Below are 23,405 nucleotides of genomic sequence, written 5' to 3'. Positions count from 1 at the left end.
CTCCTAATAGGCAATAGTGGTCATGCTACTAAAGTATATTAAACAAGCCTACTGCTTATTCGGTCAAATCGTTTTTTTGCCCTGATCCCTTATGCTCCCACTTACAACAAATACAAGGATATGGAGCATATTAAAATAAAGTATTTCAAATGTGGAAACACCTAGTACTGCTACTATGACCAAACCTGTAAACACGATGAGCTGTTCATTCATTTGACGATAGCCTTTGGCGATTACAAATAGAAACAAACAATAACTGATGAGTGCCAGCAATCCTGCTTCCTGTAAAATATTAATAAATGTATTATGTGCATGAGAAACACCTATAGACCATAGTGATTCAACACCATGTCCCCAGAAATTAAAATGCTCAAATACATATTGCCAAATTTCTAGACGGCCATCTGTTATGTTCATAGACTTTTTCTCCATTTTTAATCGAATACTTTGTATCGCCTCTTGCATCATGTTCATGTTCATCATTATCATTACAACGGTGAAAGCTACGGCTGTAAAGAGTGCGATAAACTTTATGAATGGTAGGAAGGTTTTGTTCATGCTTTTGACAATACACACAAATACAACAACTGTAGCAAAAGCAACTGTTAGTAATGAAGTACGTGCATTTGATAGCAAAATGACATACAAACCAACTAAATAGATGATTGTATAGAGCATAAAAGACAGCATACATTTTATACGTTGTTGACCATGTAACATTTGCATTGCAACGTTATACAGCCTCATCAGCACAACAATCATTAACCCAATCATTGAAAATCCCATTGTATTCGGGTTTTCAAATACCCCTGCAAAAGCATCAAACATATAATTCGCTTGCTGAAAACATAAAACTAAAAATGGTAAATAAGCAATCAGAACACTATTTAAAACAATTTCTAAAACACGCTCTTTCACAAGGTCATTAAAAAAAATGGAAACAGCTACAAACATGCACATTAATTGCAGACTGTTTTTCAATAACGCCATATCCTGATTTACACCCGCTGACATTACACAAAAAAAAGTATATAAACTAAAAAAAACACTAGCTTGTACATTTTGAATGATGATTTTTTTATGCAGGAGTATTGATACTATTATGATTAGCAGGCTGAATAATAAAGATGATTTATGGAAAATTCCAGCGACTGGTTGCATGAGGCTCATAAAAATAAGTGAGCTAAACATTAATGTGTAGAATAATTTCATGTGATTCTCACGCTCAATTCTACAAAGACGTTTAAAAAATAGGCCATCGTTTCTTTATAGCGATGTCCCCTAATTCAAGTGGAAAAATAGGTTTGTTTGCTAAAACGCTTGCATTATTATTTAAGAGGTGATTTATCGTATCTACCTCCTTCTTCTTTTCTAGATAATGGAGCGCTGCTTGATAGCAAAAACTTCGTGTGCGGATATTGTGCGCGTCAGAACCAATCGTATGAATGTAATTTGCCCTCACTAAAGCGAGTGATAAACGCTGGACCTCCTTACCATACAACCCTGTCAAACTACCCGCCGTCAGCTGTGTGAAGACGCCCTGTTGAATAAGGGCATCCAGTCTCTTCGGATTTTCTCTAATAGCAAAATTTCGTTCTGGATGTGCCAAAATTGGTCTATAGCCAGATGATTTCAATTGCCTTATCATCTCTATCGTATAGGCGGGAATGGTGCTAGAAGGAAGTTCGAATAGGATATATTTTGACTGTGCTAATGGATGCAATTGCTGTTGCTGAAGTAATGTAGGAAGTTCTTCATGTAAGCGAATTTCGTGGCCTGTATGGAGTGTGATATGAATTTGATGATGTTGCAATAACTGTTGTAAGTCCTTTACCTGATCTTCTACTTTGCTATATGGAACATGAAATTGTGGGTGCATCGCATGAGATGTACAAATGATATCTGTTATGCCTTCTCTTGCAGCTTGCCTTAGCATATACAAGGAGTCCATCTCATTTTTCGGTCCATCATCCACACCATATAATACATGTGCATGGAGATCGATCATGATTATCACATCTTTCATCGTTAATCAAAATTTAGTCTTCTTCTTTTTTATGATGGACGCTCCTCAAACATGACTCTATTGATATTAAAAAAGAGGCTCTCTAGATAGTAATCTAAAGAAACCTCTAACTTTCAATATTATTTCGCGTACTCCACAGCACGTGTTTCGCGAATGACTGTTACTTTAATATGACCTGGATAATCTAACTCTTCCTCAATACGTTTGCGAATATCACGTGCAAGACGATGGGATGCTAAATCATCAATTTTTTCAGGTTGTACAATGATACGAATTTCACGGCCAGCTTGAATTGCATAAGATTTTTCTACGCCATCATAGCTTTCAGAAATTTCCTCTAACTTTTCAAGTCTGCGGATATAGTTTTCAAGTGTTTCACTGCGTGCACCTGGACGAGCTGCTGATAATGCATCAGCTGCAGCGACTAATACCGCAATGACAGATGTTGCTTCAGTATCACCATGATGTGAAGCGATACTGTTAATTACAACTGGATGTTCTTTATATTTTGTTGCTAATTCCACACCGATTTCGACGTGGCTACCTTCTACTTCATGGTCAATTGCTTTCCCAATATCATGTAATAAGCCTGCGCGACGAGCTAATGCTACATCTTCACCAAGTTCAGCAGCAAGTAATCCTGCTAAATGTGCGACTTCAATTGAATGTTTTAGGACGTTTTGTCCATAGCTTGTACGATATTTCATGCGGCCTAGAATTTTCATTAAATCTGGATGTAAGTTATGAATACCAATTTCAAATGTAGTTTGCTCACCTGTTTCGCGGATTTGTTCATCCACTTCACGTCGAGCTTTTTCCACCATTTCCTCAATGCGGGCAGGGTGAATGCGACCATCCTGTACAAGTTTTTCAAGTGCAAGTCGAGCCGTTTCACGACGAATTGGATCGAAGCCTGATAATATAACCGCTTCCGGTGTATCATCAATAATTAAATCGATTCCTGTTAACGTTTCCAGTGTACGGATATTACGACCTTCGCGACCAATAATACGGCCTTTCATTTCATCATTTGGCAAGTTCACAACAGATACAGTTGTTTCTGCTACGTGATCTGCGGCAAAGCGTTGTAATGCTAATGATAAAATTTCACGCGCTTTTTTATCTGAGTCTTCTTTCGCACGTGTTTCAGCTTCCTTCGTCATCACAGCAATATCAGTTGTCAATTCTTTTTCTACTTCATTTAAGATAATTGATTTAGCTTCTTCTCTAGTTAAAGCAGAAATACGTTCTAGTTCTGTTTTTTGTGATGCAACGAGCTCGTCCACTTTGCTCTCCATCTGTTCAATATGCTGTTGTCTTTCAGCTAGAGCTTGCTCTTTACGCTCTAAGCCTGCTTCTCTCTTATTTAGAGCATCATCCTTGCGATCAAGATTCTCTTCTCTTTGCAATAAACGGTTCTCTTGTTTTTGAAGTTCTAAACGACGTTCACGAATGTCATTTTCGGCTTCAGTACGAAATTTGTGAGTTTCATCTTTGGCTTCAAGTAGTGCTTCTTTCTTCATTGCCTCCGCTTCTCGTTTTCCTTCTTCAACGATTGTTTCAGCGACATGTTTAGCACCAGTGATTTTTGAGTCATTCACTTTTTTCATGTAGATATAGCTAACAGCGGCACCAACGATGAGTCCAAGCAAAGCGGAGATGATAGTAATTCCATCCATATGAACACCTCCTCTTGCTATTTGGGTATTACAGTTTCAGTCGGCGCATACATCAATGTCGCCTTGACGAAATTACGCCAGATGTTGACTTTGTACTTATACAAAATCTGCTCAATTCGCCAAAGGCTCTAGCTTCATTCAGTAGCTGTTTATGCATCTATTGAAAAGGAACAACCACCAATTACAAGGAAATCTCTAAAAAGTGTGATGTCCATTTCACTATAAAACATTTGCTAAATGAAGATAAAATGTACTGCCTATTTAAAGTCATAATTCAGAAATTATACATATTTAATTGTATAGCTAGCCTCAAGCTCTGTCAAGGATAGTCGGGCGTCTGAACGCTCTCCAACCGAAAAAAAGTAAGCCCTATCCATTCAGTGAATTTTTTCCCTATTACTTTTACACTAGAAAAAACTTCTTCATATATACAATTATTATTAAAACAGTACATTAGAAATAAACTCCAAGGGATATAACATCTCTCTTATTATGTGTAAAAATATAAGAATATAGACAAAAAAATGCATTGTTCCCTCAATAAAGTGGAAACAATGCAGTGATTTATTTTTCTTCTTCAAGAAGTAACATTAATTCTTCATCCATCTCTTCCTCATCATGTGCAGCAATTGTATAAGAAGCAGCTGCAATACCGTAAGAAGCTCGAATTTTATTAGCGATTTCTTCCAAAACAGCAACATTTTCTTTTAAATACTGTTTGGCATTTTCTCGTCCCTGTCCTAAGCGCTCGTCACCATACGCATACCAAGAACCACTTTTTTGTACAATGTCTAATTCTACACCTAAATCAACTGTTTCGCCCTCTTTAGAAATCCCTTCACCATACATAATATCTACTTCAGCTGTACGGAATGGCGGCGCTACTTTATTTTTAACAATTTTAATTTTTGTACGGTTACCAACAATATCATTACCTTGCTTAATAGCCTCTGCGCGACGAACTTCTAAACGTACAGAGCTGTAGAATTTAAGCGCACGTCCACCTGGTGTAGTTTCTGGGTTTCCGAACATTACACCAATTTTTTCACGAATTTGGTTAATGAAAATAGCTATCGTTTTTGATTTATTAATCGCACCTGAAAGTTTACGTAATGCTTGAGACATTAATCGTGCTTGTAAGCCGACATGAGAGTCACCCATATCCCCTTCAATTTCAGCTTTTGGCACTAAGGCAGCAACAGAGTCAATAACGATGATATCAATAGCACCACTACGTACTAATGCTTCAGCAATTTCAAGTGCTTGCTCCCCTGTATCTGGCTGTGATAATAATAGCTCATCAATATTGACACCTAATTTTTGAGCATAGATTGGGTCTAATGCATGCTCCGCATCAATAAATGCTGCTTGTCCACCTGCTGCCTGTACTTCAGCAATAGCATGTAGAGCAACTGTTGTTTTACCAGATGACTCTGGACCGTATACTTCGATAATACGTCCACGTGGATAACCGCCAACTCCTAATGCCGCATCAAGTGCTAGCGAACCACTCGAAGATGTCGCAATTTCTAAATCGGTTTTTTCACCGAGTTTCATGATTGAACCTTTACCAAAATTCTTTTCAATTTGTTTTAAAGCCTGCTCTAAGGCTGCTTTACGATCACTCATTCATTTTCCTCCTTCGAAAACTGTTCACTGTTTTTATCTATCTCTACTATACTTGTTTTTGAGAAAACACGCAAGAAAAAAGCGAACATTTATTCGTTTTTTCTTCAAAATAAAAATTTGGATAGTTTTCATCTACCCAAATCCCTAATTTTTACTCTATTTAATATCGTTTTGTATAACCATGTTCTTCTAAAAGCTGCATTAAATAATGGCATGTAAATTTCACTGCACGGAGTCGATTCGTATTTCGCATGCCAGATAAGTGAAGTAAATATGTAAGTGGCTCCTCATCATCGATAGCAATACCAATCCAAACCGTACCTACTGGCTGATGATCGTGCGCTGTGGGACCTGCTTCTCCTGTGAGACCAATCCCAATATTTGTAGCAAATTTTTCACGCACAGCACTTGCCATTGCCGCAGCACACTCGCCACTGACAACACCATGTGTATCAATTAATTCTTTTGAAATGCCAAGCTGTTTTACTTTCGCATCAGCTGCATAGGTAACAACGCCTCCAATAAGCGCATTTCCTACCCCAGGAATTTCAGCGAGCTCAGATTGGAATAATCCAGCTGTTAAACTTTCCGCAGCAGCAATTGTTAGCTTATTATCCAGTAGCATTTCAACCGTTTTCGAGGCAAGAGAATCATCATCTACACCATATTGATAATCACCAACAAGTGCCTGTATCTCTGCAACTTTCCCAGCAATGAGCTGCTGAGCATGCTGCTCTGTTGCCGCTTTTGCTGTTACGCGCAATGTTACCTCACCATCTGAAGCAAGTGGAGCAACTGTTGGATTTGTTTGTGAATCTAAAATATCTTGAACACGTACTTCGAGCTCAGCCTCACCAATTCCATAAAATCGCATAACATGAGATGCAATGATCCCTCCATCATTCAGCATCGCAGCAAGCTTTGGTTTGGCCTCAAATTGAAACATTGGCTCCAACTCTTTTGGTGGTCCTGGAAGTAACATATACGTGCAATCATTCTTTGTGAAAATCATACCAGGTGCCATTCCATGGTGGTTGGCTAACACTTCACTACCAGCTAAAATTAATGCCTGTTTACGATTATTCTCCGTCATTGAACGCCCTCGTTTGGCAAAAAACTGCTCAATATACGTTAATGCAACGTTATCAAACTCAAGTGAAACACCAAGATGACGAGCAATCGTTTCCTTTGTTAAATCATCTTTCGTAGGTCCAAGCCCTCCCGAAAAAATAATTAAATTAGCACGAGACTCTGCCACTTCAATAGCTTGTTCTAAACGTTTCGCATTATCTCCCACGACTGTATGATAAAAAACGTTTATGCCAAGCTCGGATAACTGACTTGAAATAAATCTCGCATTTGTATTCGTAATTTGACCTAATAAAAGTTCTGAGCCAACCGCAAGAATTTCAGCATTCATGATCCACAAGACCTTTCTTATTTAGACTCAAGTAAAACACGTCGATTTAGGTAGAAATAATCCCACCCAGACCAAAGCGTAAAGAACAATGCAATATAAAGCATAATCATATCAAATGGAATACCAACCAACGTAAAGATTGTGTTGTGTAAGAGAGCAGCAGCGATCGCTACTATTTGTACCCAAGTTTTGATTTTACCAAGCTGATTTGCAGCAACGACTTCTCCCCCACCTGCCAAAATGAGACGTAAACCAGTTACAGCAAATTCACGGCTAATAATAATGATGATAATCCAGGCAGGTGCCATATCAAGTTCAACCATTAAAATGAAGGCTGCTGAAACAAGTAATTTGTCCGCTAAGGGATCTAAAAATTTCCCAAACGTTGTCACAAGATTATACTTACGTGCATAATAACCATCCACCCAATCAGTTGTTGAAGCAAAGATAAAAATAAGTGCACCTATAAAATGATGGATTGGCATCTCTGCACCAAATAGTGTCAATGTTCCCAAGCCAAAATCAAACATCATAACAATGACAAAGAATGGAATAAGCAAGATTCGAGAGATGGTAATTTTATTTGGAATGTTCATTTTTCTAACACCTTTCATGATGAAAGAAAGTAGTCATCACTCGATGACTACTGTTCTTTATTGAAATTGATGACGATATTTTGCGTTACAATTTGCTGTGCATACGTTAGAAGTTCGTCATTAATATAGATTTTAGCTTGCGTTGAATTACCGAGACGGATACGAACAAAGTTTTGAGTTGTTGCATCGAACTCAACTACTTCCCCAGCATTATAGACACGTGAATCCGTTAATAATTCTTGTTGCTGTTGGTTTCGAATACCGACAAATGTAGGACCTGATACTTCGATTTTAATTTTCATTGCATCAGTACCTGTTAAAGTATAAGAAGTTGTCGCTCCATCTGTCTCAACAGTACCCGCGGAAATTGTTTGCTTTAGCTCTTCAGTTTGATCAGTTTGATCTTCATCAGTTGGTGTTTCTTCTGTAGAGTCTGTATTTTCTTTATCATCTTTCTGTGCATCTTTATTTTCTTTATCTTTTTTATCCTTCTCACTATCAATTGGATTGACATTTGTATCATATTCCATTTCAGGAGGAGTAGGATTTTCTACTTCACTTGGCCCTGCACTATTTTTTGACTGCCACAGCACCCATATTGCCACAATGATCACAACGATAAATAAAGCTACAATGATTTTTGGCATAGCCTCCATCATTTTATTGGAAGGGCCTTTCGTTACCTTTCTTCTGCTTGGACTATTCGTCATCGATTGGCTCACTTGGTCATTTGGCGTAGCTGGTAGTTCACTTTTATAAGTCTCTAAAATTTCCTCTGCATTCAAACCAACAGCTTCTGCATATTGCTTAATAAAAGCTCGTACATAAAATGAGCCAGGCATAATGGAATAATTACCCTCTTCAATACCTACTAAATAACGCTTTTGAATTTTTGTTATTTCTTGTAAATCGTCTAAGCTGTAGCCTTTAGACAGTCTCGCCTCTTTCAGTCGAGTCCCTAATTCTGCCACTAATAACACCTACTTTAACATCAAATTAAAAATTAAATCCTCCAAATGAATCGGATTCGGACATGTGATTTTTTTCCATTATTTCATAAGTAATTTCTTCATCAGTGTGATGACGCAGTTCAATGATATAATCAAAATCCTCTATCTTATATTCTGAATGCTGAACAAACATATCTGGATGCTCTACAACTTTGATGCACGGCATATTCATCATTTCACGCACTAATTGAAGATGTCGCTCATCAGTTGAACGTCGAGTCACAATACCGTCTAAAATAAAAATATTGTTACGACTAAATTCATCTCCCACAAGTTTATTACGAACTGTTTGTTTAATCATTGTGGATGATAAGAAAATCCATTTTTTATTGGCACAAACACTTGCTGCTACAATAGATTCGGTTTTCCCAACACGTGGCATACCACGAATACCTATCAGCTTATGCCCCTCTTTTTTAAAGAGCTCTGCCATAAAATCGACTAAAATACCAAGCTCGTCTCTAACGAAGTGGAAAGTATTTTTTTCGTCTGCATCTCGAGGAATATAACGACCATGCCTAATAGCTAGGCGGTCACGAAGTTTTGGTTGTCGAAATTTGGTCACGTTAATATGTTCCATTGTCGAAACAATTGTGCGAAAACGCTCAATTGCTTCATCATTGTCTGTATGCACTAACATACCACGTCGATCCTCATCGACACCATTTATTGAAATAATATTGACACCAAGCATCCCTAAAAGTGAAGTAATATCTCCTAATAATCCAGGGCGATTCACCTGAATTTCATATTCAAAGTACCAATCGCTCAACACACTCGTTCCCTTCCTATTAGTTAACGTAAAAAATCTTTTATAAGTTCCATCATAGCTGATTTTTTATGTAATGGAAAGTTAGAATACATGGAATTATGGCGTTATTTATAAAAACTTACTAATTTTTTTTAATGCATGTACATACGTTCCCGTTTTCACCGATTAATTACTTTTTTGTATAGAAAAAAGAGGAGATAGACTCTCCTCTTTTATCTATTGCACATGCTTATTTTGTACAAGCTTAACGACACAATTCGCTAAAGCATGCTTTTCATCTTCAGAGGCAACGCCCCATAAATCCGACAGCACTCGCTCTTGTTCGTTTTTAGGGTCGACATTTGTCGCTAAATATTCCCCAATTTGAACAGCTGCAGTTTGAATCATTTTCTTTGGCATACCACTTGATTCAGCTTGCATAACGTTTTGCCCTAAAAACGATGTCCATTTTTGCCAGTTTTCTAAAATGGTCATATGTTCCTCCTCCTTTACACATGTAGTATGTGCAGAAGAGAATATTATATGTACCAACCACCATTTAATCTGATGATTTGTCCTGTCACATAGTCGGCATGACCAGACAAATAAAAGCGTACCATTTCAGCTACGTCCTTTGTTTGTCCAATGGAGCCTAAAGGAATAGCCTCCAGAATATAATCAAGCTCCTCTTGACTTAAATGACTGTTCATTGACGTATTAATAAAACCAGGTGCAATAGCATTTACTCTAATATGAGATAGTGCCGCTTCTTTTGCATAAGATTTGACAAAAGCATGTTGTGCACCTTTTACAGTGGCATATAGTGCCTCACCTGCTGAGCCAGCCTCACCCCAAATGGAGCCAATAAATAATACATAACTCACATCATGTTTGCGTAGTTTCTCAGATAGTAGAGCTGTCAGTCGCATTGGATTTTGAACATGTACACGCCATAAAGCGTCCATATCATCCACAGTTGTATCTTCTAGCAATGAATAATGCGCTTGCCCGTTAGCAAAGACGATGGCCTGCACATTAAAAATTTGCGCTGCTACTATTTCCGCTCCTGTTAATGTTGAAAAATCCCCCTGTACAAGCATAAATTCTTGTGCAGGGAAAATTTTAGAGAGCGTATCACATAAGGTCTGTGCCGCATTTTTGTTAGTTGAATAATGCACATAGATGGACCAACCGTCTTCAGCTAAGCGTTGACAAATAGCATGACCGATCTCACCTGATGCGCCTAAAACAAGGGCAAATTTTTTCACTCTGTTGCCTGCTTACTTGGTAAAATTTTAAAGATAGTTTGTTGAGATTCACCTTGAATGGAAGCAAATGCTTCGTGTAAATCCTCAACTGTTAATGCCTCAAGAACTGGTACTACATCAAATAAATTCATGTCATTAAAGGAATAACGTGTAAATTGATTTGCGATAAATTCAATAGAATTCAGTGCACGTAGGAAGAAACCAATTTTTTTACGTTTTATTCTTTCTAAATCAGCACTTTCAAATTGGGCATCTCCATCATACTTTGCTAATTCTTCTGTTATCACTTTTGCTAACTTATCAGGCTCTGCTGAATCAGAACCGATCATGCCAAATCCAAAGCCATTTTCTAACGTAAAATCAAAAGCATACGTCTCATCAATTAACCCTTCTTCGTAAACACGTTCATAAAAATTAGATGTACGACCAAAAATAAGCTCAAGAGCGATTTGAACAGAAAGCTCATGCTTCAACATGCCTTGACCTGACAAATTAGTTTCTTTCGCTTTCAGACCAACATAAATTTTAGGCTTTTGTACATCCATGTTTAATGTACGCTCTTTGATGGCTACCTCTGTTGGTTCTGTATCAAAGAAACGTTGAATTGGCGTAGGCTCTGTGAACTCTTTTTTACCTTGATTATCACGAATAAAAGTCATCATTTCTTCTGGGTCTACAGCGCCAATAACAAATAACAACATATTTGATGGATGATAAAACGTATTGTAGCAAGTATATAGATGCTCTGCTGTAATGCCATCAATCGATTCAATTGTACCCGCAATATCAATTTTTACAGGATGGTGATGATACATGTTTTCAATTGTGCCAAAATATAGGCGCCAGTCTGGTTGATCATCATACATCGTAATTTCTTGCCCAATAATCCCTTTTTCTTTGTTTACAGTAGCTTCTGTAAAGTATGGCTCTTGGACAAAATTCAATAAAGTTTCTGTACTTTTATAAATATTGTCCGTAGAAGAAAATAAGTAAGCCGTACGTGTGAAAGATGTAAAGGCATTAGCCGAAGCACCATACTCACTAAATTTTTGGAAAACATCACCATCTTCTTTTTCGAACATTTTATGCTCTAAAAAGTGTGCTATGCCATCTGGCACAGTAATACTTTCTGTTCCACCAACCGGTACAAAAGTACGATCGACAGAGCCATATTTTGTTGTAAACGTCACAAATGTTTTGGAAAAGCCCTTTTTAGGCAATATATAAACATCTAAGCCGTTGTCTAGTTTTTCATAATAAAGTGTTTCATCTAATTGTTTAAATTCAATTGTTTTCATTGTGCGGCTTGCTCCTTTCCACATAAGAAATAGACCGCTTCAAGCTGCACTTGCTTTGCCATTGCAACAACATCTTCCTTCGTCACAGCTTTCCACTTATTTGCCCAAGCTTCAACAGAAAATTCCTCAGGTAAATCCTTATATTGATCAAAAATTTCGATTTGTCCTCGGGCAGAATCTAATGCCTCTTTTAATTGATTCGTTAGCATGGCCTTTGTTTGCTCCAGCTCTAAATCAGTAATGTCACCATCCTGCATGACCGCAAGTTGTTCTTTAATTAATGACAGCGCTTTTTCTTCATTTTTAGCCTCAATACCAGAAACAACAAAAACGAGACCATAATGCGATGCATAGGAACTAGAAGCATAATAAGCAAGACTTTCTTTTTCACGAACATTCATAAACAATTTTGCATGTGGATAGCCACCAAAAACGCCATTAAAGATTTGCATTTTGGCAAAGTCTGCATCCCCAAATCTTATAGGCGTGCTAAAGCCAATATGGAGCTTGCCTTGCTTCATTTCATGCTGTTCTCTTACATAATCGTTATCAGGATGCTGTTGTGGAAGTACTGCTGGAACTTCCTCAGGTGTGCGATCATTAAATGGTAGCGCTTTTTTTAATTCCGCTACAATTTCCTCTTCATTAATGTCTCCAGCCACATAAATATCTATTTTGTCGTTAGCTAGCATGGATTGATAAGCCTCAAACAAGGAAGCAGGTGTAATTTTTTGAATTTCCTCTAAACTACCATTCGCTGAAATCGATGCAGGCTCATTTGGTCTCAAAATTTGTTGTAAGCGGACCTGTGCAAAGCGAGATTTATCATCAAAAATAGATTCAATACGTTGAATGACTGTTTTTTTCTCACGTTCTACAATCGTTTCCTTAAAGACACCGTTTTCTAAATTAGGTTCAAAAATGGCCGTGTGCAATAAACCAAGTACGTCATTTAACACACTTGTATTTGCTAGGTAATGATCATTCACAGTCTCTACATTCATCAATACCGTATGTTCATTACCTCGCTTAGATGTATCAAAATATAAAACAGTACCATACAAGTCATCTAAAAAACTTCGAAAAGCAGCAGTTGTCTTATATTTAGCATTGCTGTGCTGTAGTACATTTGTTAACACCGTACGTTCTGATGCACTTTTAGCCGTTAATGCTCTTCTCCATTTAATCGAAAAATTTACAGTTTTAAATTGGGTTGTTTGTCGGATATGCAAATTGACACCTTTTGCAAAAGGTATTGTTTTAAACATATGAAACCCTCCTATCCTTCTTAATATAACGATGTACTACACATACTATACATGTCTATTGTCTATAATTGCAAAAGGAATCCAAAGTATGTATGGGAAAAATTAAAAAATAAACCAATTGCATAAAAAAAGACTGAGCATAGTTGGCTCAGTCTTTGATAATGACTTTTTTTCTTAGCGTTTACCTTTAATATAAGGTTGTCCACTAGCTTTTGGCGCGTTCGCTTTACCAATAAATCCTGCTAAAGCAAGAATCGTTAAGACATATGGTAAAATTTGCAGATAAACTGCTGGCACATTCTCGATTAACGGAATTTGATTTCCTGCAATACTTAATGTTTGTGCTAAACCGAAGAATAATGCAGCGCCTAGTGCACCAATTGGATGCCATTTCCCGAAAATCATTGCAGCAATGGCCATAAAGCCTTGACCAGCAATTGTTGCATGTGAGAAATCATGTGTAATTGTTTGTGCATAGACTGCACCACCAAGACCACCTAATGCCCCAGAAATCATCACGGCAATATAGCGCATTTTATTGACGTTAATACCCATTGTATCTGCTGCCATTGGGTGTTCACCAACAGCACGTAAACGCAACCCAAACGGTGTTTTATAAATGATAAACCATGCCCCTATTGCAACAGCAAAAGCTAGGATGGATGTACTGTAAACATCATGGAACAATAAACGACCGAAGAATGGAATATCTTCTAGATAGGGAATACCAAAACGACGAATCGGTTGGTCAATCATATCTGTTTGACCTTTATCATAAATCATTTTAACTAAGAATACTGTAGCAGCTAAGCCTAGTAAGTTAATTGCTACCCCTGATACCGTTTGATCGGCACGGAAAGAAATAGAAGCAACGGCATGGAATAAAGAGAAAATCGCACCTATCACAACAGCTGCTAACATCGCTACCCAAATTGTTGCCGCACCTAATGATGAAGCGAATTCTAAATTGACATAAATACCAACAAAAGCACCCACAATCATTAAGCCTTCTAGCCCGATGTTGACAACACCAGAGCGTTCAGAGAATACACCACCGATGGAGGTAAAAATCAAAGGTGTTGCATAAAGAATCGCTGAAGGGATGATGAAATATAACATTTCTAAAAAGCTCATGTTATTGTCCCTCCTTTTTCTTGCTCAGCTTTTGCAAGCCTACTCGAATAATATAGCCTGATGCAACGAAGAAGATAATCAATGCAATGATAATTGATACGATTTCTTCTGGAATACCCGCAGCATTTGGCATATTTAGTGCACCGTATTTCAAAGAACCGAAAAGTGAAGCCCCAAATATTACCCCAAGTGGTGTATTGGCACCAAGTAGTGCAACAGCAATCCCGTCAAAACCAATTCCTGTAAAGCCAGGTTTAATGGATGCATTCTGGAACGTACCTAAAGCTTCCATTGCACCACCAAGACCTGCAAACATACCTGAAATGGTCATAGCTAAAATAATATTTTTATTGACACTCATACCTGCATAATCAGCAGCATTTTTGTTAAAACCTACTGCTTTTAGCTCGTAACCACGTGTTGTTTTTTCTAAAATGAACCACATAACTGCTACCATTAAAAGTGCAACAATGATCCCATAGTGAAGACTTGAATTGTCTGTAAGCTCTCTTAAAAACGGAGAACGTAATGAAGCGGATTCATGAATACGTTCTGTTTTGAAGCTACCATCGGACAATTTTTTAATTACTGCGTTTGCAATATAAAGTGCAGTATAGTTTAGCATAATCGTCGCAATAACTTCATGAACTTTAAATTTCGCTTTTAAGAAACCTGCAATAAAGGCCCAAAATGCACCTGCAGCTGCTGCAGCAAGCAATGCCAATGGTATGTGAATGACTTTAGGCAGTTCAAATGCATAACCTACCCAAGCTGCTGCTAGCCAACCTAAAATAAGCTGACCTTCAACACCAATATTGAACAGCCCTGTGCGGAAAGCAAATGCTACTGCAAGACCTGCTAAAATATAAGGTGTAATTTGACGAATTGTGTTCCCAATTGAATATGAATCTCCAAAAATACCTGTCCAAAGAGCGATATAACCTTGTACCGGGTCATAGCCACTGACTACCATGACGATAGCCCCTACAATCAAACCAATAATGATAGAGATGATAGGAACGAGTATATTAATGACACGATTTGACATTAGTCGTTCCCCTCCTTCGCATCATGCTTATTATTTTTTTTACTTTGCCCTGCCATTAGTAAGCCTAGCTCTTGTTCTGTTGTTTCTTTCGGATTCAACTCATCTACAATTTGTCCATCATAAATAACAGCAATACGATCCGATACATTCATGACCTCATCTAATTCGAATGAGATTAACAGAACGGCTTTCCCTTTATCACGTTGCTCAATTAGACGAGAGTGAATGAATTCAATAGCCCCTACATCCAGTCCACGTGTTGGTAAAGCAGCAATTAATAAATCTGGATTACGGTCAATTTCACGACCAATAATCGCTTTTTGTTGGTTACCACCAGATAATGCACGAGCTGGTGTCATTTCACCATTACCTGTGCGTACATCGTACTCTTCAATGATTTGGCGGGCTTTTTCAGACACTTTTTTATAATCCATTACAAAGCCCTTAGCAATCGGCGCTTGGTAATACGTTTGCAGTGCAATATTATGACCAATCGGGAAATCTAAAACTAAACCATGCTTATGTCGGTCTTGTGGAATATGCCCAACGCCATCCTCTGTAATTTTACGAGGTTTCAAGTTGGTAATATCTTTGCCATTTAATTTGACAGTACCACTTTTAACTTTACGTAAGCCTGTGATAGCCTCGATTAATTCGGACTGACCATTACCATCGATACCAGCAATACCTACGATTTCACCTTTGCGAACATTTAAGTTAAGACCTTTTACTTTATCGATGTTACGATAATCCGTTACAACCAAGTTATTAACGGAAAGTACTTCATCAGTTGGATTTGCTTCCGTTTTTTCTGTTTTAAATTCAACTTGGCGGCCAACCATCATTTCAGCAAGTTGATCAGGATTTGTGGCAGCGGTTACAACAGTGCCAATCCCTTCCCCTTTGCGGATAATGGTAACACGATCTGAAACTTCCATAATTTCTTTTAGCTTATGCGTAATTAAAATAATCGATTTACCTTCTGCAATGAGTCGACGCATAATTTGAATCAATTCTGTAATCTCTTGCGGCGTTAATGAAGCAGTTGGTTCATCAAAAATTAAAATTTCGGCACCACGATACAATGTTTTTAAAATTTCAACACGTTGTTGCATACCAACTGTGATGTCCTCGATTTTGGCATTTGGATCAACATCCAATCCATACTTTTCAGAAAGTGCTTGTACTTTCTTAGCCGCATCCTTTATATTGACAATCCCCATCTTAGTAGGCTCAGTGCCTAAAATAATGTTTTCTGTTACCGTAAAATTTTCTACCAACATAAAGTGCTGATGCACCATACCAATTCCTAAATCATTGGCAACATTTGGGTTAGTAATTTTTACAGCCTTCCCACGAACATGGATTTCGCCACCCTCTGGTTGATACAAACCAAAAAGGACGTTCATCAAAGTCGATTTACCTGCACCATTTTCACCAAGCAATGCATGGATTTCGCCTTTTTTCAGTTGGAGGGTGATGTTATTATTCGCCACGAAATTACCGAATTCTTTACGGACTCCTAGCATTTCAATCACATATTCCAAAATTGTCACTCCCTTAATAGGCACTATTATTAAGTATTTTCGCCTAACGTATAGTATCTGCTGCTACATGATTGCTGGTACAGATAAGCCATACGTCCAGTAATTAGATTTCTACCAGAGGCTATATTTTATTTATTGATCTTATCCTCCTATAGAAGTAGATGTTTTGCTAAATTAATACAGGAAAGGTCATCGTTAGAAACCTTTCTTCTATTAACTTATTACCAACATTATTAAAATCATAATGACTACCTCTATAAGGTTCATATAAATCTAGTTAAATAGAGTATTTCGAATAATCTAAATATAACGATAGATTGAAAAATCATCATAAGGTCCTTCTTAAAAGTCCCTTATGATGATCAAAAGATGAATTATTTTTCCACTTTTTCTGGAACTTTGATTTCACCCTTAGCAATTTTTTCTTTATATTCATCGATTACTTTTTGTACATCTTCTGGAATTGCACCGCGAGAATCTGCAAGTTTAACTCCATCTTCAGCTAAACCGTAAACCAGTGTTTCTCCACCTGGGAAATCACCATTTTTCGCTCTATTTGAAATATCTACTACTGCTGTATTAACACCTTTTAACATAGAAGTTAACGTTACGTTTGTTTTATCGTCTACTTTACCTTCTTCGTATTGGTCAGCATCTACACCAATTACCCATACATCTGCATTTGGATCTTTAGCTTTACGTTCTTTTGCTTCAGAGAATACACCGTTACCAGTTGCACCAGCAGCATGGAAGATTACATCCACACCTGAAGAGTACATGCTATTCGCTGTAATTTTACCAAGATCCGCTTTATCAAACGCACCTGTGTATTTTACTTGAATATCGATATCTGGGTTTACTGCTTTAGCCCCTTCAACGAAACCAGCGTGGAAACGGTTAATAACTGGAATATCAACGCCACCAACGAAACCGATTTTACCTGTTTTAGACACTTTTGCTGCAGCAACACCTGCTAAGAAAGCACCTTCTTGTTCTTTGAACAGTACGTTTACAACATTGTCTGCTTCAACTTCAGCGTCAATTAATGCAAAATGGCTATCTGGATTTTCAACAGCAACTGCATCAATAGCATCAGCCATCATGAAGCCAATACCAAATACTAAGTTAAAATCACGACGAATTAAGTTGTTTAAGTTTGTTTCATAGTCAGCGTCTGATGCTGATTGTAGGTAGTCAAAACCACCATCGCCTTTTGATAAACTGTGTTCTTTACCGTAAGCTTGAACACCTTCCCATGCAGATTGGTTGAATGATTTGTCATCAACGCCACCTACGTCAGTAACCATTGCTACTGAGAAAGCTTCTTCTGTGTTGTCACCGCCTGAAGCATTGTCATTGTCTTTTGCAGGTTTTTCGTCGTCTTTCGCACCACAAGCACCTAAAATAGCACTTGCCGCTAATACTGATGTTAATACTAAACCAAATTTACGTTTTTTCATTTAATTAACCCCCCAAAGGTATTGTAATTAGCAGGAAAAAAATTTAGAAATGTTCTACACCCGTTTACGAACTACATGGAAGCTGAATTTATCAGCTCGGAAATAATTTTTTGAATAGAGCACTACTTGATCATGATCATCGTAATGCAACTGCTTTAACACTAAAAGAGCTGTTTCACGCCCACAATTTAAAATCGGTGAGGCTTGTTCATGATACCCAACTGGATCTATATACGTTACAGCATAGGCTACATGAATTTTGCCTGATTGCTCAAGAGCAGAGAACAGTGAAACTTCTTTTTTTTCGACAAAGTCAGTAGGCAGGAAGCTTGCGGGTAGCCTGTCTATGCAGTAAACTACTGGCTCACCATCCGCTGTTCTGACACGTTCAATCGTGAGTATTTTATCTTCGCCATCACATTGGAAGCGTTTTAAATCTTCCTCAGAAGGCACGTGCTCAGTCGCCTTTAAAAAACGCGAACCTGGCTCCATACCTGCTGACTCGATCATAGAAGAAATGCTCGATAAATGCTCGATACCTGATGTAAACAACGGCTTAGGGTTGACAAAAGTCCCAACCCCATGTCGGCGCACAATCACATTTTCCTCTTCCAACAGTCGAAGTGCTTCTCTAAGTGTTGCTCGACTGACTCCTAGTGATTTCGATAATTCAAATTCTGAAGGCAGCTTTTCATTTTCTTTAAAAATGCCAGCCTCAATGTCAGATTTTAAACGATCGATTACTTGAAGATAGAGATGACGATGATCTGCTTTAATAGTCACATATATCACCACCAAATCAGAGATCAGACATCTGATGTACAACATTCCTACTAATCGTTCATAAATATAACATTTTTACAGAATGAAATAAACAGTTTTGAATAAAATCTGTTATAGAATTCATTCTTTCTTTATTTCCCTTGCAAATATTTGGACAAAAATACCGTGGCTCTCACCATTTTGAGTCCAATTTTTTTGGTTTAGCTGTCGTATTGATGAATAAGTACTTGACGAGGTTTACTGCCCTCTGGTGGCCCCACAATCCCGCGTTGTTCCATTTGGTCAACTATACGCGCAGCCCTAGAATAGCCAATACGGAAGCGACGTTGAAGCATAGATACAGATGCTGTTTGCATATTAACAACTAATTGGACCGCTTCATCATATAATTCATCCGTTTCTTCTAAAATCGTCTCTTCTTCAGTGGGAATCATTTCCTCTTGGTACTGTGCTTTTTGCTGTTCTATAACAAAATGAACAACTGCCTCAACCTCTTGATCTGATAAAAAGGCACCTTGTACCCTTTTCGGCTTGGAAGCACCTGCAGGTAGAAATAACATATCACCACGTCCAAGTAAGCGTTCTGCCCCTCCCATGTCTAAAATTGTTCTTGAATCAATTGCTGAAGAAACCGCAAAAGCAATCCTGGATGGAATATTCGCTTTAATCACACCTGTCAAAACATCTACGCTTGGCCTTTGTGTCGCAATAATTAAATGAATGCCTGCTGCACGTGCCATTTGAGCTAAACGTGTAATCGAATCTTCTACATCACCTGATGCTACCATCATCAAATCCGCTAACTCATCCACAATGACTACAATATAAGGTAATTTTGGGTGCTTTTCCTCTGTCTGCTCATTAACCTTTTGAACATGTGCATTATAGCCCTCAATATTTCGTGTACCCGTGTGAGAAAATAAGTCATAGCGACGTTCCATTTCAGATACAACTTTTTTCAATGCCTGTGAGGCCTTTCGCGCATCTGTCACGACAGGCGCCAATAAATGGGGAATGCCATTATAAACGTTTAACTCCACCATTTTTGGATCAATCATCATAAGCTTTACTTCATGCGGTTTTGTACGCATTAGTATGGATACAACAATGCCATTTATACAAACACTTTTCCCACTGCCTGTTGAACCAGCTACAAGTAAATGTGGCATTTTATTGAGCTCTGCTAGAACAGCTTGTCCTGTAATGTCACGACCAAATGCTACCTGTAATAATGCTTCTGGCTTAGCACTATCCTTCGATTCTAATACCTCACGCAGTGTCACAATAGCTACCTCACTGTTTGGGACTTCAATACCAATTGCTGATTTCCCAGGAATCGGTGCTTCCATACGTATATCTTTGGCAGCTAGCGCTAACGCAAGGTCATCTTGCAGATTGACAATTTTACTTACTTTCACACCTATATCTGGTAAAATTTCGTATTTTGTGACAGCTGGTCCTAAATGCACTTGTGTCACCTTTGCCTTTACTCCAAAGCTTTGTAATGTTTGTTCAAGCTTTTTGGCATTTGCTTGAATCACCGAATATTCTCCGCTTTGATCATGTTGTGGCGGTAATTGTAATAGACTATAGGATGGAAGCTGATAGTCTGCATTTTCCACTGCATCTGTGCCCTGAATGTGGACATCATCTGCACCTTCATCTAGTTCATTTTCCAACATGGTATGAGTATCAAATACTTCTCTTTCATGTGATACGTTTTGCGTAAATGCAGAGATAATCGGTTCATGAGGAATTTCTTCTTCTGGTTCAGACACATCCAAAGTCTGATTAACAGCTGCTATCTCATCCACGCTTTCTACCCTTGAACGACGATTGTTCTGTTTTTTAGGTGTATTTTTTTTCTTATCACTGTGCTTTTTTTTCCATTTACCAAACAGATCTGGCGTTTTTTCTGCTAAATAAGGCACTAATGCTTTACCAGTGACAAGTATTAACCCAATAAAGAAAATAACCCAAGCAACGACTTTTGCTCCCGATGCTTCAAATAACACGTGGAGCCCACTAAATAATAGAGCACCAATCATTCCACCACCTAAAGCATTGCTTCGATGCATAATACCTTCAGTATCGATCAAAATTCGCCATGATTCACGTAGCACAGAGTCAGATAGTAGCCCACCTGATTTCGATAATTGTTCAAATAATATGCCATGACTAAAAATCGTTAAGCTCATAATAATGAGCAGCATGCCAAGTATTAATCGGTCGTTAATACCCACTTTTTTACGACCAATCATCATTAACAACGCAATAAAAATAAGCATAAACGGAACAGCAAAATGTAAATTCCCTACAAGAAACATTGCGATTGTTTGTAGAATCCGCCCGATCATGCCGTATTCAAAAATCATAATGACTGCTAACGCAATTAAGAGCAAACCTAATATTTCATACATAAGCGGATGCATTTCTTTTTTTTCAGTTGTTGCTTTACTTTTAGTCACTTTTTTTCTCTTACTAACTGCCATCTATTTCACCTTCTTCTGCAATCCATTTTATATATGTAGCGAATCATACCATGTAGAACTTGAATATTTCAAAAAAAAGGATTTTCCACCGCGATTGGGAGAAAATCCTTTTTCATTTATTTTTCCTCAAAGCATTTACGATGAGCTTGTTCTGTTAATATTCCATAATAATAGGAATAATCATAGGGCGACGTTTTGTTTTTTGGAATAAATACGTATTGAGCGTATCTCGAATTTCTTGTTTAATGTTCGTCCATTCAAATGTTTCTTTACCAACGTATTTTTCAATTACATTTCTAGCAATGTCAGATGCCTCAACCATTAATTCCTCTGATTCTCTTACATACACAAAGCCTCGTGATAAAATTTCTGGACCAGAGGCAATTTTCTTTTGAGCTCGATTTAGTGTTACAACTACAATGAAAATACCATCCTGCGATAATAATTTACGATCACGAAGAACGATATTACCTACATCGCCTACACCAATACCGTCAATTAACACGTTACCAGCTTGTACACGACCACTCATGCGCATTTTATTATTTTTATATTCTACAATATCCCCTTTATCGGCGATAAAAATTTGTGATTTTTGCATGCCAAGCTGTTGTGCTAACTTAGAGTGGGCAATTAGCATACGGTATTCACCTTGTACAGGAATAAAATACTTAGGCTGCATTAAATTTAGCATGAGCTTCAAATCTTCCTGACTACCATGTCCTGATACATGAACATTTTTGCTAGAAGTCAAAATTTCAGCTCCTGCTTTTGAAATAGAGTTCATTGTATTAGCCATTTGTACTTCCATGCCAGGAGAAGGTGTAAACGTAATTAATACCGTATCGCCCTTCTTAATTTTGATGTCACGATGGTGCTTACGGACAATTTTTTCTAATGCATCTAGAGGCTCTCCTCTATTACCTGTTGTAATAATGATAATTTCATCATCTTGATATTTTTGCATTTCTGAAATTGGAATAATTGTATCTTCCTCAACTGTTAAATGACCAAGTTGCACACCTAAATCAACAGCTTTTTCCAATGGTTTACCCACAATTACAACTTTACGGAATGATTTCTGTGCTTGGGCAAAAACTTGTTGAATACGAATAAAATTCGATGCATAGACAGCTACTAAAATACGTCCTGGTGCTGAGTGGAATGTTTTTGATAATTGTTCTTCAATCACAATTTCTGATGTCGTATAGCCTGGTCGTTCAGCCTCGCATGACTCAGATAATAGAATAAAGACGCCGTCTTCTCCTAACTGTGCCATTTTTGCTAAATCAGGTTTGAATTTACCTGTCGCGGACTGATCGAATTTAAACTCTCCTGTGTGAACAATCGCCCCTTCAGATGTATGGAACACTACCCCTAACGAATCGGGAATACTATGTGTTGTGTGGAAGAATGTTACATACGTTGAGTTGAAATTCATACGACTACGGTTTGTTACTTCAAAAAATTTCACCTGATGTGGTGCAGGTAATTCTTTTAAATGTTCCTTTGCTAATGCAATTGTTAATTTCGATCCGTACACAGGTGCCTTTATTTTTTGTAAAACATAGGCAATTGAGCCGATCGCATCTTCATGACCATGTGTTAAGAAAATACCTTTAACACGTGCTTTATTTTCTTCTAAGTACGTAATGTCAGGAATCACGATATCTATGCCTAGCATCTCATCTTCTGGGAACATTAAGCCGCTATCCACCACAAATAGCTCTTCATCAATTTCTACTACGTACATTGCTTTCCCAATTTCGCCTACACCCCCAAGAGGGATGATACGAATTAATTCATTTTTCTTTTTTGTCAATTTATTTCCTCCTAAAAAATATCCCGAACAGCAACCACTTAACATTTATTATACGGTTTGCAAGGCTTTTGCACAAATTAAAAATACATGTTTCACATTGGAAATAGATTTTCTTTTTATTTGCTTATTGCTAGTAGATGAAAAAGCAGCTATTGGATAAGCTGTACAAATAGA

Annotated in this window: 19 protein-coding genes; all 19 read right to left on the bottom strand. The window is 37.7% G+C overall.

Annotated features, from left to right (window positions below; all coding sequences use genetic code 11):
- Nucleotides 1-63: 63 nt before the first annotated feature.
- Nucleotides 64-1,014, bottom strand: coding sequence for an O-antigen ligase family protein (locus GJU32_RS02225; protein ID WP_230874896.1), 951 nt, complete (start codon nucleotides 1,012-1,014; stop codon nucleotides 64-66).
- 229 nt (nucleotides 1,015-1,243) lie between these two features.
- Nucleotides 1,244-2,026 carry a tyrosine-protein phosphatase gene (locus GJU32_RS02220; RefSeq protein ID WP_230874895.1) on the bottom strand — a complete coding sequence of 261 codons (783 nt, stop codon included), beginning with the start codon at nucleotides 2,024-2,026 and terminating at the stop codon, nucleotides 1,244-1,246.
- Between the two features lie 119 nt (nucleotides 2,027-2,145).
- Nucleotides 2,146-3,705, bottom strand: coding sequence for a ribonuclease Y (gene rny, locus GJU32_RS02215; RefSeq protein WP_155590308.1), 1,560 nt, complete (start codon nucleotides 3,703-3,705; stop codon nucleotides 2,146-2,148).
- Between the two features lie 564 nt (nucleotides 3,706-4,269).
- Entirely contained in the window at nucleotides 4,270-5,334 is a 1,065-nt protein-coding gene (recA, locus tag GJU32_RS02210) for a recombinase RecA (RefSeq protein ID WP_155590307.1), read from the bottom strand.
- 160 nt (nucleotides 5,335-5,494) lie between these two features.
- Nucleotides 5,495-6,754, bottom strand: a complete 1,260-nt coding sequence (locus GJU32_RS02205) for a competence/damage-inducible protein A (protein ID WP_155590306.1) — start codon at nucleotides 6,752-6,754, stop codon at nucleotides 5,495-5,497.
- A gap of 17 nt (nucleotides 6,755-6,771) precedes the next feature.
- Entirely contained in the window at nucleotides 6,772-7,350 is a 579-nt protein-coding gene (pgsA, locus tag GJU32_RS02200; protein ID WP_155590305.1) for a CDP-diacylglycerol--glycerol-3-phosphate 3-phosphatidyltransferase, read from the bottom strand.
- Nucleotides 7,351-7,397: 47 nt separating this feature from the next.
- On the bottom strand, nucleotides 7,398-8,330 hold the full coding sequence (locus tag GJU32_RS02195) for a helix-turn-helix domain-containing protein (RefSeq protein WP_196426557.1): 933 nt from the start codon (nucleotides 8,328-8,330) through the stop codon (nucleotides 7,398-7,400).
- A gap of 16 nt (nucleotides 8,331-8,346) precedes the next feature.
- The gene (locus tag GJU32_RS02190) at nucleotides 8,347-9,132 is read right to left on the bottom strand and encodes a DUF3388 domain-containing protein (protein ID WP_155590700.1); all 786 of its coding nucleotides are present in this window, start codon (nucleotides 9,130-9,132) and stop codon (nucleotides 8,347-8,349) included.
- Nucleotides 9,133-9,348: 216 nt separating this feature from the next.
- Complete coding sequence (locus GJU32_RS02185) at nucleotides 9,349-9,606, bottom strand: DUF3243 domain-containing protein (protein WP_155590303.1); 258 nt, start codon at nucleotides 9,604-9,606, stop codon at nucleotides 9,349-9,351.
- Nucleotides 9,607-9,650: 44 nt separating this feature from the next.
- The gene (gene ymfI / locus GJU32_RS02180; RefSeq protein WP_155590302.1) at nucleotides 9,651-10,379 is read right to left on the bottom strand and encodes an elongation factor P 5-aminopentanone reductase; all 729 of its coding nucleotides are present in this window, start codon (nucleotides 10,377-10,379) and stop codon (nucleotides 9,651-9,653) included.
- Complete coding sequence (gene yfmH, locus GJU32_RS02175; RefSeq protein WP_155590301.1) at nucleotides 10,376-11,677, bottom strand: EF-P 5-aminopentanol modification-associated protein YfmH; 1,302 nt, start codon at nucleotides 11,675-11,677, stop codon at nucleotides 10,376-10,378. Before yfmH ends, ymfI begins: the two co-directional genes overlap by 4 nt.
- The gene (gene yfmF / locus GJU32_RS02170) at nucleotides 11,674-12,945 is read right to left on the bottom strand and encodes an EF-P 5-aminopentanol modification-associated protein YfmF (protein ID WP_155590300.1); all 1,272 of its coding nucleotides are present in this window, start codon (nucleotides 12,943-12,945) and stop codon (nucleotides 11,674-11,676) included. Before yfmF ends, yfmH begins: the two co-directional genes overlap by 4 nt.
- A 174-nt stretch (nucleotides 12,946-13,119) precedes the next feature.
- Nucleotides 13,120-14,079: an ABC transporter permease gene (locus GJU32_RS02165; RefSeq protein WP_155590299.1), complete on the bottom strand. Its 960-nt coding sequence runs from the start codon at nucleotides 14,077-14,079 to the stop codon at nucleotides 13,120-13,122.
- Between the two features lies 1 nt (nucleotide 14,080).
- Nucleotides 14,081-15,127: an ABC transporter permease gene (locus GJU32_RS02160; RefSeq protein WP_155590298.1), complete on the bottom strand. Its 1,047-nt coding sequence runs from the start codon at nucleotides 15,125-15,127 to the stop codon at nucleotides 14,081-14,083.
- Entirely contained in the window at nucleotides 15,127-16,674 is a 1,548-nt protein-coding gene (locus tag GJU32_RS02155) for an ABC transporter ATP-binding protein (RefSeq protein WP_155590297.1), read from the bottom strand. The genes GJU32_RS02160 and GJU32_RS02155 overlap by 1 nt, the downstream gene beginning before the upstream one ends.
- A gap of 374 nt (nucleotides 16,675-17,048) precedes the next feature.
- Complete coding sequence (locus GJU32_RS02150; RefSeq protein ID WP_155590296.1) at nucleotides 17,049-18,134, bottom strand: BMP family lipoprotein; 1,086 nt, start codon at nucleotides 18,132-18,134, stop codon at nucleotides 17,049-17,051.
- Between the two features lie 54 nt (nucleotides 18,135-18,188).
- A complete protein-coding gene (locus GJU32_RS02145) occupies nucleotides 18,189-18,917 on the bottom strand; it encodes a GntR family transcriptional regulator (protein WP_155590295.1) in 729 nt (242 codons plus the stop codon).
- A gap of 200 nt (nucleotides 18,918-19,117) precedes the next feature.
- Nucleotides 19,118-21,409 (bottom strand): FtsK/SpoIIIE family DNA translocase, encoded by a 2,292-nt coding sequence (locus GJU32_RS02140; RefSeq protein ID WP_155590294.1) that lies wholly within the window; start codon nucleotides 21,407-21,409, stop codon nucleotides 19,118-19,120.
- Nucleotides 21,410-21,563: 154 nt separating this feature from the next.
- Nucleotides 21,564-23,231: a ribonuclease J gene (locus GJU32_RS02135; protein ID WP_155590293.1), complete on the bottom strand. Its 1,668-nt coding sequence runs from the start codon at nucleotides 23,229-23,231 to the stop codon at nucleotides 21,564-21,566.
- Between the last annotated feature and the right edge of the window lie 174 nt (nucleotides 23,232-23,405).

This window comes from Lysinibacillus cavernae (genome assembly GCF_009724685.1).
Classification (GTDB): Bacteria; Bacillota; Bacilli; order Bacillales_A; family Planococcaceae; genus Lysinibacillus; species Lysinibacillus cavernae.
This window is presented reverse-complemented; position numbering and strand designations above follow the sequence as displayed.

Coding starts and splice junctions, on each gene's coding strand:
- recA (WP_155590307.1), bottom strand. CDS start 5,334: ATGAGTGATCGTAAAGCAGCCTTAGAGCAGGCTTTAAAACAAATTGAA.
- GJU32_RS02225 (WP_230874896.1), bottom strand. CDS start 1,014: ATGTCAGCGGGTGTAAATCAGGATATGGCGTTATTGAAAAACAGTCTG.
- rny (WP_155590308.1), bottom strand. CDS start 3,705: ATGGATGGAATTACTATCATCTCCGCTTTGCTTGGACTCATCGTTGGT.
- GJU32_RS02160 (WP_155590298.1), bottom strand. CDS start 15,127: ATGTCAAATCGTGTCATTAATATACTCGTTCCTATCATCTCTATCATT.
- GJU32_RS02205 (WP_155590306.1), bottom strand. CDS start 6,754: ATGAATGCTGAAATTCTTGCGGTTGGCTCAGAACTTTTATTAGGTCAA.
- GJU32_RS02185 (WP_155590303.1), bottom strand. CDS start 9,606: ATGACCATTTTAGAAAACTGGCAAAAATGGACATCGTTTTTAGGGCAA.
- GJU32_RS02220 (WP_230874895.1), bottom strand. CDS start 2,026: ATGAAAGATGTGATAATCATGATCGATCTCCATGCACATGTATTATAT.
- GJU32_RS02150 (WP_155590296.1), bottom strand. CDS start 18,134: ATGAAAAAACGTAAATTTGGTTTAGTATTAACATCAGTATTAGCGGCA.
- GJU32_RS02140 (WP_155590294.1), bottom strand. CDS start 21,409: ATGGCAGTTAGTAAGAGAAAAAAAGTGACTAAAAGTAAAGCAACAACT.
- yfmF (WP_155590300.1), bottom strand. CDS start 12,945: ATGTTTAAAACAATACCTTTTGCAAAAGGTGTCAATTTGCATATCCGA.
- GJU32_RS02165 (WP_155590299.1), bottom strand. CDS start 14,079: ATGAGCTTTTTAGAAATGTTATATTTCATCATCCCTTCAGCGATTCTT.
- pgsA (WP_155590305.1), bottom strand. CDS start 7,350: ATGAACATTCCAAATAAAATTACCATCTCTCGAATCTTGCTTATTCCA.
- yfmH (WP_155590301.1), bottom strand. CDS start 11,677: ATGAAAACAATTGAATTTAAACAATTAGATGAAACACTTTATTATGAA.